This window comes from Mucilaginibacter sp. GW822-FHT03E02 (assembly GCF_058801545.1).
Window position 1 is genome coordinate 214344 of the sequence record NZ_JBXANJ010000002.1, and the last position, 13965, is coordinate 228308.

7 protein-coding genes are annotated in these 13965 nt (G+C 42.6%); all 7 read right to left on the reverse strand.

Going from position 1 to position 13965, the window contains the following annotated elements:
• Positions 1-27 precede the first annotated feature (27 nt).
• The 7 genes from AC1RM2_RS27855 to AC1RM2_RS27885 all read right to left on the reverse strand — a co-directional run bounded on the left by AC1RM2_RS27855 (position 28) and on the right by AC1RM2_RS27885 (position 13918).
• Positions 28-2412, reverse strand: coding sequence for an ABC transporter permease (locus AC1RM2_RS27855; protein WP_492988427.1), 2385 nt, complete (start codon positions 2410-2412; stop codon positions 28-30).
• An 83-nt stretch (positions 2413-2495) separates the two neighbouring features.
• On the reverse strand, positions 2496-4883 hold the full coding sequence (locus tag AC1RM2_RS27860; RefSeq protein ID WP_492988428.1) for an ABC transporter permease: 2388 nt from the start codon (positions 4881-4883) through the stop codon (positions 2496-2498).
• Positions 4884-4994: 111 nt separating this feature from the next.
• On the reverse strand, positions 4995-7349 hold the full coding sequence (locus tag AC1RM2_RS27865) for an ABC transporter permease (RefSeq protein ID WP_492988429.1): 2355 nt from the start codon (positions 7347-7349) through the stop codon (positions 4995-4997).
• A 132-nt stretch (positions 7350-7481) separates the two neighbouring features.
• The gene (locus AC1RM2_RS27870) at positions 7482-9902 is read right to left on the reverse strand and encodes an ABC transporter permease (protein WP_492988430.1); all 2421 of its coding nucleotides are present in this window, start codon (positions 9900-9902) and stop codon (positions 7482-7484) included.
• 176 nt (positions 9903-10078) lie between these two features.
• Complete coding sequence (locus AC1RM2_RS27875) at positions 10079-10903, reverse strand: hypothetical protein (protein ID WP_492988431.1); 825 nt, start codon at positions 10901-10903, stop codon at positions 10079-10081.
• Positions 10900-11415, reverse strand: a complete 516-nt coding sequence (locus AC1RM2_RS27880; protein WP_492988432.1) for a hypothetical protein — start codon at positions 11413-11415, stop codon at positions 10900-10902. Before AC1RM2_RS27880 ends, AC1RM2_RS27875 begins: the two co-directional genes overlap by 4 nt.
• Positions 11416-11518: 103 nt before the next feature.
• Entirely contained in the window at positions 11519-13918 is a 2400-nt protein-coding gene (locus tag AC1RM2_RS27885; protein ID WP_492988433.1) for an ABC transporter permease, read from the reverse strand.
• Positions 13919-13965: the final 47 nt, after the last annotated feature.

A 13965-nucleotide genomic window follows, 5' to 3' on the forward strand; every position in this document is an offset into this window, starting at 1 on the left:
AATGAACCAGTGAACCAATGAACTATATTATTCACTCCTTAAACTCTTTACCGGGTTAGCCAGCGCAGCCAATATCGATCTGTAGCTTACCGTTATTGCCGCTATCACAAACGTGAACAATATGGATTCAACGAAAATTTCGGGCCCGATGGATATCCTATACTGAAAATCTTTTAGGTAATTATGCATGGCCCAGTACGCCAACGGTGAGGCAATAACAAATGCAATCACCAATAAGATGGAAAACTCTTTGCCAAAAACCCAAAGCACAGATGTAATGCTTGCGCCCAAAACTTTACGTACGCCAATTTCTTTTGTTTTACGTACAGCCATAAACGACACCAAACCATACAAACCAAGACAACCGATGGCGATAGCGATACCCGCAAAAGCTTCAATAAGCGTTAGCAGGATATTATCCAGTTCATAAAATTTCCTGATACTGTCATCCAGGAACTGGTACGAGTAAAACTCTTCGGGAAAGCCCTGGTTCCACACCTTTTCGAACGATGCCAACGATGCCTTGGCGTTGCGCATATTCATTTTAATAGCAATGGTTGAGTAACCTTTGTAATTGGGCATAATACATACAGGCGAAATTTCGCTGTGGAACGAGTAGTTATAAAAATCCTTAACCACGCCAACAATAGGGGCTGTTGTACCTTTACCATTAATTGACAGCATTTTACCTATCAAATCCTGCGGCTTCATATTTAGCTTTTTGGCAACTGTTTCATTCACTACAAATTCACGCGTGGTATCCGAGGGGAAAAAGTTGCGGCCGGCAACCAGTTTTAAGCCAAAGGTTGAAAGGTAATTTTCGTCTGCCGATTTAACGTTGATACTCCAATGTTCGTCCTCGGCCCTGTGGTTAAAGTTAACGCCGGTACTATTATTTGATTGCGAAGCGGGTGCCCTATAGCAATACGTCACTTTTTCGACACCTTTTACCTGGTTTAACTCGTTTTTCATGGTGCTTAAAATGGCCTTATTATCATTTTTGGGAATAGGCAATAATACGATAGCATCCTTGTTAAAACCTAAATCGGCAGTTTGCGAATAATGCAGCTGCGATACTATAATGATAGTACCGATAATCAGCACCTGCGAAATAGTAAACTGGGTAACCACCAGCACCCTGCGTAATGAAAACCCGCCAATGTCCTTCTGCGAAAGTTTACTTTTAAGTGCCTGTATGGGCTGAAACCGTGCCAACACCAAACCCGGATACGAGCCTGATAAAAACACTACTGCAATAGCAATTAACACAATGAAAATAGCTAATTGGCCTTTATCGAATTCCATCTCCGACTGGAACAGGTGGTTAATGGCAGGCAAAGCGATGTACGATAAGCCAATGGCAACCAATACCGCAAATACGGTTATCAAAGCTGTTTCGGCAATAAACTGCCAAAACAACTGGCCGGGCATACTACCCAAAACTTTACGCACGCCAACCTCTTTTGCCCGGTTAAGTGCCTGCGCTGTTGCCAGGTTAACAAAATTTACACTTGCGGTAATAATCAGAAACAGGCCGATGAAAAATAATGCCCATAAGTATTTTTTATCAGCATAACCGTTCAGTTCGGGATTAAAGTGCATATCGTTAAGGGGCTGTAGTTTAAAAAACCAAACTTTTAAATCGCGGCCTGTGTAATGCTTTTTAACAATTTGTGCGGTGGTTGCATCTACCTGCGCCTGTGTAACTCCTTTTTTAAGCCTGGTAAACACCTCGCTGCCGCTGTAAACCCCACCCCAGTTATCTTCGCGGCGCTTGTTGCCGGTGTACTCGTCCATATTGCCGTACGATACATAAATCTGTTGCCGGCGGTCGGTATTGTTGGGTAAATCTTTTAAGATACCGGTAATTGTAAAGTTTACCTTATTATCCAGGCGGAACACTTTGCCAATGGCATCAGCTGTGCCGAAATATTTACGCGCAATTTTCTCAGTTACCAGGGCTTCACCCGGAGCCACAAGCAGCTTTTTTTTATCGCCTTTTATTAAGGGGAAGTTTAAAATATCAAAGTATTCAGGCTCGGCAAAAGCCACACCGTCATCTTCCTGAAACTTTTTAACATCGGAGCCCTGAGTTATGGTAATTAGCGTGCCGGTAAAATTGATTACCCTCGCGGTTTTCTCGCCTATGGTAAAATCATTCCTGAAGGCTTTGCCTAATGGCTGTGGCACACCATTTGATTTTCCGATGCCATCGTCGTGCCATTCGGTATACAAGCGGTACACCCTATCCGAATCCTTATGAAAAGTGTCGAAGCTTAAATGGTAGGTAACCAATGTGAAAATTAGTATGCCACAGGCAATACCCAGTGCCAAACCAATAACACTTATAGTAGCGTAAGCCTTGTTACGCTTTAAATTTCTCCAGGCAATTTTAATATAGTTTTTTATCATGATGTTAGTTCATTGGTTCACTTGTTCATTAGTTCATTGGTACCTTTCGGCCTGACAGTTTGCAACTGCAAACTGACAACTGCTTACTCACTACGAAGGCTTTTCACCGGGTTTGTTAATGCAGCCTTTATGGCCTGGAAGCTGATGGTCATCAAAGTTATCACTATAGCCACCAATGCCGATAGCAGGAATACACCAGGCCCTATGGTTATCCGATAGTCGTATTTTTGCAGCCAATCGCGTAAAAAGTAAAACGCAACAGGCGATGCAATCAAGCAGCTGATAAGTACCAACAAAATAAAATCACCTGACAGCAGCAGCCATACATTGGCAACAGACGCTCCCAATACTTTGCGGATGCCAATCTCTTTGGTACGTTGCTCGGCTACATACGCCGCCAGGCCAAATAATCCCAAACACGAAATAAATATAGCCAGCCCTGCAAAAACACCGGCAAGCTTGCCTACAAGTAGCTCCAGGTTAAATTTATGGTTATACTCATCATCAACAAACTGGTATATGTATGGGTAAGCCGGGTTATAGGTATCAAATATTTTGTTAAGCTTTGGCAAAGCATCATGAATGCTCACATTTTTTGCCAGGCGGTACATGATGTTATTACCTCCCCTGCCGTGGTTAAAAATAGCCGGCTGGATAGGCGTAAAAGGCGATTCCATGAGCGCATCCTTTACAATGCCTATAATACGTACGGGCTTGGCACTTCCATTCCAGGTTACCAGTTGGTTTATCGGGTCTTTTAATCCAATCCGCTTTATGGCTGCTTCGTTCAAAATCACATCCGAGGTATCATTGGCCCAGTTACTTGTAAAATCCCTGCCGGCTTTTAAGGTCATTCCAAGTGTTTTAAAATAACTTTCAGACACGGATATAGATCCGATGTTGACAGGATCTTCACCGGCACTTTTGCCCGGCCATTTATCAAGCGAATTGTGACTATATATATTGGTTACCGGGCTTGATGCCGAGGCTACATTTTCTACTAATCCGCTTGCTAAAAGGTCATTCCTGAGCGCGCCAAAATGGGCTTCCAGGTCGCCGCTCATATCGGTCATCATTAACCTTTCGGCGCTGTAACCGGTCGGCCTGCTTTTGGCATATTGAATTTGCTGGTAAACAATTACCGTGCTTATAATTAACGCTATAGAGCAGCTAAACTGCAATACTACCAATACCTTGCGTGGTAACGATGCAGCTTTGCTCACCTTTATAGTTCCTTTTAAAACCTGTACCGGGTTAAATGACGACAGGTAAAAAGCCGGCCTGCTGCCCGCCAGTAAACCTGTTACGGCCACATATAATAACATCATACCCCAAAACAGCGGATTAGCATACGGTATAGCTATAAAGCCTCCTGTTAGCTCATTAAACGATGGGATAACCAACTGCACTATTAATATAGAGAACAGGAACGCGATAAAAGTGATCAGCAACGATTCGGCTAAGAACTGAACGATCAGGTCTTTCCGTTGCGAGCCGATGGCCTTCCTCACCCCTACTTCACGGGCGCGTTTCTCTGACCGGGCGGTACTCAGGTTCATAAAATTGATACAGGCTATCAGCAATACCAATATACCTATGATGCTAAACATGCGCACGTAATCAATAAAGCCACCAACAGCTTTGCCATTTTTAAAATCGGTATACAGGTGCCAGTCTTTCATCGGGTGCAGTATCACCTCCGGATGGGCTAAACGCATCGGCACACTGTTATCATAAACAAGGTTTTTCACCTTGGGGGCTACCTGCGCCAGGGTTACCCCTGGCTGCAGTTCTACAAACATATTAAAGGAATTGTTTGTCCAGGTTACGCGGGCATTTTTCATCCAGCTTTCAGTTTGTTCTTTAAAGCTAAAGGGCGTTAAAAAGTTAAACTGCTTGGTTGCGTTTTTTGGAATATTTTTAATAACCCCGGTTACTTTCAGGTTATGACTGTTATCATAACGAATCACTTTGTTTATAGGGTCGGCATTGCCAAATAAAGCAGTAGCAGTGGCCTCATCTATGATAATAGAATTAGGATCGGTAAACGCATCCTTCGCGCTGCCTTTTACAAAAGGATATTGAAAAATCTTCAAAAAATCGGGATGTGCAGCACCACCGCCAAGGTATAGCTTTTTGTTGCCCACCAACAGGTCGTGCCACTGCCAGCCCACCCAATCTGTTTCGGCTACGTGTTTGATGCCGGGAATTTGTTTGCGCAACACCTCGGCCAGGGGAATAGCAACAGCGGCCTGGGTATGCTCGTCCTGCTGCGATGTAAAATGCACTTCAACCTGGTATAATTGCTTGTAATTGGGTAAAAACTTGTCATACGAAAACTCGTTAACCACCCACAAACCAATAATAAGTGCTACCGCCATGCCGGCAGCCAAACCCAATATGTTAATGGCGCTATATACCTTATTGTTTAAGATATTACGCCAGGCGATTTTTAAATAGTTCTTGATCATAACGTTAGTTTATTGATTCATTTGTTCATTAGTTCATTAGTGCCTTGTCATTGAGTCATTTTGAAAGCATCAATGACTTAATGACGCGAAGCAAATGACCAATGACTTAAATTATTCATTCCTCAAACTTTTAACCGGGTTACTTAACGCAGCTTTTATAGCCTGGAAACTTACGGTTGCCAGCGCAATAAGCGCGGTTATAATACCTGCAGCAGCAAATACCCACCAGTGGATACTTACCCGGTATTGGTACTTTTGCAGCCAGTCACTGATGGCCCACCAGGCCACCGGGAATGCAATGAGGCAGGAAATACCTACCAGTTGTAAAAAATCTTTTGATAATAAGCCGGTTAAACCGGCAACGCTGGCACCCAAAACTTTGCGGATGCCTATTTCCTTTATCCTCCGCTCGGCGGTGTATGCGGCCAGTCCGAACAAACCCAGGCAGGATATAAATATGGCCAGCGACGCAAAAACGCCGGCCAATGTACCGGTTAGTGTTTCGGTTTTAAATATCAGGTCAAATTCGTCGTCAACAAATTTATAATCGAAGGGATAGCCGGGATTATTTGATTTAATTATACTGCCAACTTTGCTCAATACATCCGGCAAATTTGCTCCATGTTTAAACCTTATGGTTAAAAAGCGGGCTCCGTCGGTATGATTATATAACAACATGGGGGCACTGGCAGCATACATATCATTGTAAAGGAAGTTTTTAACTATGCCCGTTACAGTTAAGCGCTTTGAGCCGCCTTCCGTTATAATAGCACCAACATGTCCTTGTTTACCCATTTGTTTGGCAAAGGCTTCGTTAATGATCACGTTATTACTATCAGTAGTTTGATTTGAATGGAAATTCCTGCCGGATGCCAGCTTCATACCCATGGTTGATAAAAAATGGTCGTTAACATTCTCCAGGCTTATCAATGGATTTTTTGACACATCCTTGCCTTCCCACGAGTAATTATCGGTATTACTCCAAATCTCTAAAGCGGGATAGTCACTCAATGCAGCATCCTCAACCAAACCTGTTTCTTTTAATTCGTTGTAAACTGCAGGGAAGTGGCCAACCAGTTTACCTTGCGTGCTGATGCTGATCAGGTCGTTTCTATTAAATCCCAGTTTGCGGTTTTTTACGTGCTGTATCTGTTGATAGATTACCACGGTACCGATAATCAATATAATTGAAATTGAAAATTGGATAACCACCAGGCTTTGCCTAATAAGGCCCGAACTTGTACTTGACTTTATTTTGATACTTTTTAAAACCGTTATAGGGTTAAAAGATGACAAGTAAAAAGCCGGATAACTACCGGCAAGCAGGCCTGTTATTATACCTATAGCTACTAAGTAAACAACATGACCGGCAGCAAACAGGTTAATGGCCAGTTCTTTTTGAACCAGGTTATTGAACGCAGGCAGCGTTAAAACAACCAATAATACAGCTACGGCGACTGCTATAAATGCCATAATCAACGCTTCGCCAATAAACTGACTAATGAGTTTACCTTTACCGGCCCCCATCACCTTACGCACACCAACCTCTTTGGCCCGCCTTTCTGATCGGGCTGTTGCCAGGTTCATGAAATTGATACAGGCTATAAATAATATGATGAGGCCGATAATGGCAAATAAACGTACATAAACAATGCGGCCGCCATCCATTTTACCATCGGTAAAATTATCGTGCAAATTCCAATCGTTCATGGCAAAAAGAAATGATTGCGTATTGTTGCCCGTCTTTTTGGTTCCAATATAGTTGGCCAACTTTTTATTAACGGCATTAACATCGGCGTTAGGCTCCAACTCTAAATAAGTATGCGCCCAGTTAGCACCCCAATCCTTCATCCAGGGCTTTTTAGGGTCAACATCGTTTAACGGCGCCAGCCAATGAAACTGCATTGTCGAATTTTTAGGAAGATCAGTGATTACACCGGTAACAGTAAAATCCTGCTCGTTATTCATCTTAAGCGTTTTGCCTACCGGGTTGGCATCGCCAAAAAACTTTTTGGCCATGGTTTTATTAATCACCACCGAATGCACATCACGGAAAGCATTATTGGCATCGCCATAAACAAAAGGTAGTTTCAGGATCGAAAATATCCCGGCATCAGCGTAATCTCCTTGTTCGTTAATGGATTTATCGCCAAGAGAAAACAAAACATCGCCGGTACCGCCCGATCGGGCAGCTGTTTTTATACCTGGGATATCCGCGACTAATGATTTGGCCATAGGGCCCGGCGTAGCATGAAAAGTGGAAACCTTACCTTCATATGTTTGGTTTTCATAGATAACATAAATGTTATCCCTTTTTTGAAAATTATGGTTAAAAGTAAGCTCGTCCTGAACCCACAGAAATATAATAGATGCGCAGGCAATGCCTATTGCAAGCCCCGCAATATTCAAAAAACTGTAAGCCTTGTTTTTTAACAAGCTACGGAACGTTGTTTTCAAAAAGTTCATTGGTTCACTAGTTTATTAGTTCATTAGTATTACATATTTGTTTAGTTACAATGTCGATAAGTCTGTAGCACTCAGCACCAGTACACCCGCGTTCACCAGTAAACCAATGAACAAGTGAGCCAATGAACTTCCTTACTCACTACGCAAGCTTTTCACCGGGTTAGCCAAGGCCGCACGCACGGCCTTGTACCCTACCGTTACCCAGGCAATAACTACCGATGAAGCCATGGCCAACAGGAATATCCAGGCGCTTAACGATATACGATAGGCAAAGTTTTGTAGCCAGCCGGTCATCACGTACCAGGCCAATGGCATGGCAATTACAAAGGATATAACGATGAGCACGACAAATTCTTTAGAAAACAGGTAAACAATACTGCTTACCGATGCGCCTAATACTTTGCGGATACCAACCTCTTTAGTGCGTTGCACCGCCATAAATGATACCAGGCCGTATAAACCCAGGCAGGAAATGAAAATAGCTATACCGGCAAATATTTTGTAAACCATGGCCATCTGGTTTTCTGCCTGGTAAAATTTAGCAATATTATCATCCAGGAAATATCCGTTGTAGGCATATTCGGGGTAAGTGTTCTCCCACAGTTTTTGCAATTCGGCAACGGTTTTACTTAAGTTTTTGGTCTGGATTTTAATGGCAACATTGCCTTCAAATTTTTTTGCCGGGGCGATAACAATTGGCTTCACGGTTTCGCGCAGCGAGTTGGTTTTAAAATCCTTAACCACACCGGTTATAGGCATCCACCTGCCATTGCCACCCATTCGTACGGTTTTACCAATTGCGCTTTCGGCATTTTGGATCCCTAATTTATGAATGAAGGTTTCATTGACTACCACCTGCCTGGCAGTATCACTTACATCATATCCTTTGCCGGCGGTAAATTGGAGACCGAAGGTTTTAAAATAGTCGGCATCGCCAAACTTTAAATAGGTGTTAAAACCGGGATCTTTTGTGTTGTTATTGAAATTAAAATTGGTGCCCCAGTTGTTTTCTGACGATGGCGCATCCGAACTAAAACTAACCGATTTTACAGCAGAATTTTGCATAAGCTGCTGACGATAGGCTACCATTTTACCTAAACTGATGCTATCGGTGTAGCCGGGAATAACCAGTACCGCTTCTTTATTAAAGCCAAGATCGGCCTTGTTTACAAAATCCATTTGGTTCATGGCCACTATAGTGCCAATCATTAACAATTGGGATATCGCAAACTGGGTAATAACCAGCGCCCTGCGTAACGGAATGCCGCCAATTGAAGCCGCGGTGATCTTATTTTTCAAAGCTAAAACCGGTTTGAAACCTGATACGACCATAGCAGGGTAAATGCCCGACAACACAATGACAACTATCATTACAACAAGTAAAAACAGCAGGTTTTCGGCAGTAAATAAACCAATGCTTTCGGGTACATTGGCGATGCTTTTGAGTTGTGGCATGGCCAACCTTGCTATACCTAAAGCCAGCACTACCGAAAAGAAGACAACCAGCGTAGTTTCGCCAATAACCTGGGCTATCAATTGCTTACGTGTACTGCCCAATACTTTACGGATACCAACTTCTTTTGAGCGGCCAACGGATTGCGCCGTAGATAGGTTTATAAAATTAATGGAGGCCATTACGATGATCAGTAACGCAATGAGCGATATGGTACGCAACGTGGCGTAGCTCATGGTATGATCTGCCAGCGGGTTACCAAAACGGGTATCAAAATGAAACAGCGATAGTGGTTGAGCCAGGATGTGGGTTTCAGATATACCTTTTTTAAAATGCTTGCGCGAAAAAGCTTCCAGCTGCTTACCAACATTATCGGCAGTCATATTTGGGGGCATCAGCATAAAAACCTGGTGATTGCTGCTTGTCGATCCCCATTCGCTGCTGTAGTTATAATCTTTGCCGTGCGCTTTCCAACTCACAAACGATACCATTATTTTAAACGGAAAGTCGGTATTAACAGGCGCGTCTTCAATAACCCCGGCAACTTTAAGCGTTATAACGTTGTCCATTTTAAGGGTTTTGCCAACCGCATTTTTCCAGTCGCCAAAGTATTTGTTGGCCATGCTTTTGTCAATCACTGCCATATCCGGATCTTTTAAAACAGATGCGGTGCCGGCCAGCCATTTTGAACTAAAAATGTCAAAGAATTGAGGTTCAGTGAATAAAACACCCAGGTTTTCGGTAAATTTTTTATCGCCTGTACCTGTGCCGGCAGCTTCGGGAACGGTGATCTGGCTGCCGTAGCTACCGTTTAAGGCCGCTACCTTTGCCTGCGGAAAATCTAACCGAAGGGCTTCAGTAGCAGGCACTGCGATACCCGGATTATACGTAAGGTCCGATTCGTGTTTTTCCTGGGTTACAACGTGGTATATATTTTTGTAGTTGGGTTGAAATTTATCAAAGCTCAGCTCAAAATTAATGATAACAAAAATGAGCAAACAAGCGGCAATGCCAACCGTAAGCCCGGCTATATTTATACTTGAATAGGCCTTGTGCCTTACTATATTACGCCACGCTATTTTGATGTAATTTTTTAACATGTGATATGCAGATTTGTACACTTGGTTTAAAACACATACCAAAACTTTAAATACTTGATAATAAATAAGTTATATTATATCCGAATTACGAATATGTTCGTAAGCGTAACAGTAAGTGTACGGTAATGATACAGTGGTTTTGATTCTTTAATTTTTAGTGGAACATCAGGGCTCGGTTAGCTTTTTGCTTTGGCAAATGCCCCGGTTATATCCGAAAGGTAAACCTGGTCTGGTTCTTCTTTGTAAGGGTCGGCATGATGGTAGCCGGTTTTGAGGTACAGTTCACGGGCGTATTTGAGCGATTTGACGGCGTCGATTTTGTTGTGCATTGCTAAATAGGCAAGCCCAATATAATAGTGAACATCTGCAAGTTTTGGGTACTTGTTAACTTCCCGCTTCAGATCGGCCAGTGCGGCGGCATATCTTTTCATCTTTAACAGCGTAACTCCCCGGTGTAAATAATCGTAAAGCCCTAAATTTTTTTTTCTTTCATGATCGCCAATGCATTCATTAAAATAATGCATGGCCAGTTTATTATTGCCCAGTTGGCGCTGGGCCATTGCCATCACCATACGCAGGTCATAATCTCCATCGCCTGTATAACCTGGCAAGCCCTTGGTTAGTTTATATAAACGGTACAAATCGGCATAGCAATTCTTGTAATCCTTCAGAAATTTAAAATAACACCAGCCCCTAACGCTTAAGTATTCGGCCGGATCAGCTTGCACTGCTTTATCCATTAATATTTTCCAGGTGTAAAAATCGCCCCGTTTTAAATAAGGCACCGACATTTCACATAAAGTTGGCCCAAAAGTGGCGCAGGCCTGTAACGAATAGATAAACAGTTGCTGTGAATTTTTAGATCCCTGTGGGTATTGAATAGCATCTGTATAATACTGGCATGCCACCTGGCGTGGCTTATCTTTATAAATATTGCAATTGGTTTGCGCTTTAAGCATTCCCCCACTTAAACACATTAAAACCAACAGGTACTTTTTCATATGGCTATATCTTTAACATGACCATTAACTACCTTGAAGTGCAAATAATAATAGGTGTCGCAAACTGTGCCGTTTGGAAGTTTACCGGGGATCCAGCCTTTTAAGCTTTTTAAAGCCGCAGAAACCATCGCGACAAAAATTGGCGGAAAGGCGACCCTGCGATAACTGGCGTCTAACTGGTAAATTCTGAACCAGCCGGTTTGCCCCTTACAATTCACAATAAACCGAACGGTAACGGAGCCTGTAACCTGTTTAAATTGCGGCTGATAAACTATTTTGCCAAACAGTTCTTTCTTTAATGCTTTTGCCTCGCCTTTATAAGATGTATTTAACCCGTAATATTGGTAAATATTATCCTTATCGCAAAGCTTAAAATCGTATTGGTCTGTTTGCGGATTAAATATAATATCGCCAACCTGGTTTGGTAAATTAGCGGCATCTGGCAGTTTATCCTGCGCAAAAAGATTGCTGGTAAAGAAGCTGAGAATTAAGGTACTAATAATATATCTCATTTGTTTAGGTAGGCATCTAAAGAGACGATGTTCAAACGCAACACATAACAAGTTATTTTAGCTTAAAACAGCTGAAGTAACAAATTCCGGAATACAAAGCCTGCTACTCGTTTCGCAAACTTTCAACCGGGTTGGCCATTGCCGCTTTAAGCGATTGATAACATACTGTTGCAAATGCTATCAGGACAGATAAGGCCGCTGCTAATGCAAATACCCACCATTGAATATCTATCCGGTAAGCAAAATCCTGGAGGTATTTACTCATGGTTAGCCAGGCTATAGGCGATGCCACTACAATTGCAATAACAACCAGTTTAATAAAATCGGCAGAGAGTAATGCGGTAATATTGGTTACCGAAGCCCCAAGCACTTTACGGATGCCTATTTCTTTGGTGCGCTGCATGGTGAGCAGCGATATCAACCCTAAAAGGCCAAGACAGCTGATAAAAATGGCGATAACCGCACTGGAGGTAATGAGTTTGTTCAGCAAGTCTTCTTTTTGATAAAAATCGTTAATCTGCTCGTCCAGGAAGCGGTATTCAAATACATTTTCCGGGAATACTGATTGAAATACTTTTTGGATTTGCGATAAAGCAGCAGAACGGTTTTTCAGATCGATCCTTACGCCTGCGTACTGATACTGAGTGCGAAAAGTACTGATATACGACGGTTCTATTACTTTGTAAAGCGATTTGGCGTGAAAATCTTTCACAACCCCAACAATGGTACCTGGTTTATCAGTCAGGTCTCCGGCGGTAAATTGGTGGCCAATTATCTTCCGGGGATCTTTGATACCTAATTGTTTAACCAATTGCTCATTCACCAGGTACTCTTTGGCCGAATCCGCTTCGGCAATATTTCTGCCTGCTATAATCCGCAAGCCGAATGTTTTAGCATAACCTGCATCGCCCATCAAAGTGCGGCCTACAAACTTTTCCCAGTCCCTCCCCTCGTACTTTATTGATCCGCCTTTATCGGCTGTTGAGGAAGGTGCCCGGTAGCAAAAAGAAACAGCGCTTATAGCGGGGTTAGCCAGTAGCTGGTTACGGAAAAAATCAGTCTTACTCTTGTCAAAATCGGGCAAAGGAAGCATTACTACGCCCGTTTTATTAAAGCCAAGATCGGCAGTCTTCAGGTAGCGCACCTGCATGGTGATAATGATGGTACCGATAATAAGTACCTGTGCAATTACATTTTGAATAACGATGAGCCTTTTACGGCTAAACCCGGCAGATTGCGAATGCCCGCCAACCTGGTTTTTCAGCGCATTTACAGGCTTAAACCTGCTTAATACCAAAGCGGGGTAAAACCCTGCGGCAATGGTAATTATCAGCATGGATAGGGCAATAAAAACAAAAAGCGTTTTATCGTGTGTAAAATTAAATGTAAGCGATGTTTGTAGCCAGGAATTTAAAACCGGTAAAAACATCCAAACTGATAATACAGCTATTAGCCCGGCGGCCAAAACTATTAACGCCGTTTCTGTCATAAACTGGATGAATATAGCAGCAGGGGTACTGCCTAAAACTTTACGGGTACCAATTTCTTTGGCGCGTTTAAAGCTCTGGGCGGTTGCCATATTAACAAAATTTACACAGGCTATCACAATAAGCAATAAACCCACAATGCCCAGCGTACTTAACAACGATTTTTGTATTACGCCGCTATAGCGGCCATCAAAATGCACCTCATTTATGGGTTGCAAAAAGTATTTGAAGGTTTTTGCCGCTTCCTTATCAATCAGTTTGGGTATTGTAGCCTCAACCTTTCGGGGCGACAGATTTGGCGGCAATTGCAGAAATATAACATTCCGCGAGTCTTCCCAGGCCCAGCTTTCCTGGAAATCTTTTTGAACATCCGGATAAAGTGTTTTAATGGCAGTTAGCGATAAAAACATATCGCACTTAAAATCGGTATTATCCACATTATCGGCCAATACCCCGGTCACCTTAAAATTGTGCTTGCTATCCAGGCGGATAACACGGCCAACAGCATCGTCGGTACCAAAATATTTCAATGCCAATTTTTGGGTGATAACCGCATTATCCGGGTCATTAAAGGCAGTTTCGGCACTGCCAGCGAGCCACGTATAGTCAAGCATGTTAAACCAGTGCTTATCGGCAAGGCCAACATTTTCTTTTTCATAAAACAACTTCTTTCCCGCCCCGTCACTTTCCGGAACCGATATGGTGAACGAACGCTTTTGAACCAAAACGGCTGCGTCTTTTATCTGCGGCAACGCTGTTTTAACAGCGCGGGCCAACACCATCGGTGCGCCTTTTTCATATAGCGTGGTGCCATCGTCGAGGTGCAGCTGTTCAACTATTTTATATAACGATTTTTTGTTGTGATGATAGGCATCAAAACTTAGGTGATAGCTAATAAACTGGAACAGAATAATGCTGCACGCTATCCCCATGGATAGACCGAATACATTAATAAGGGTATTAAATTTGTGCTTCCACAAATTACGCCAGGCTATTTTTAAGTAGTTTTTAATCATCGTTTTGGGTCATTAGTTCAATGGTTCATTAGTTCATTGGTTGTATT

Bases quoted from the DNA above. Each gene is read 5' to 3' on its own strand.
- AC1RM2_RS27855 (WP_492988427.1), bottom strand. From the start codon at position 2,412: ATGATAAAAAACTATATTAAAATTGCCTGGAGAAATTTAAAGCGTAAC.
- AC1RM2_RS27870 (WP_492988430.1), bottom strand. From the start codon at position 9,902: ATGTTAAAAAATTACATCAAAATAGCGTGGCGTAATATAGTAAGGCAC.
- AC1RM2_RS27885 (WP_492988433.1), bottom strand. From the start codon at position 13,918: ATGATTAAAAACTACTTAAAAATAGCCTGGCGTAATTTGTGGAAGCAC.
- AC1RM2_RS27875 (WP_492988431.1), bottom strand. From the start codon at position 10,903: ATGAAAAAGTACCTGTTGGTTTTAATGTGTTTAAGTGGGGGAATGCTT.
- AC1RM2_RS27860 (WP_492988428.1), bottom strand. From the start codon at position 4,883: ATGATCAAGAACTATTTAAAAATCGCCTGGCGTAATATCTTAAACAAT.
- AC1RM2_RS27865 (WP_492988429.1), bottom strand. From the start codon at position 7,349: ATGAACTTTTTGAAAACAACGTTCCGTAGCTTGTTAAAAAACAAGGCT.
- AC1RM2_RS27880 (WP_492988432.1), bottom strand. From the start codon at position 11,415: ATGAGATATATTATTAGTACCTTAATTCTCAGCTTCTTTACCAGCAAT.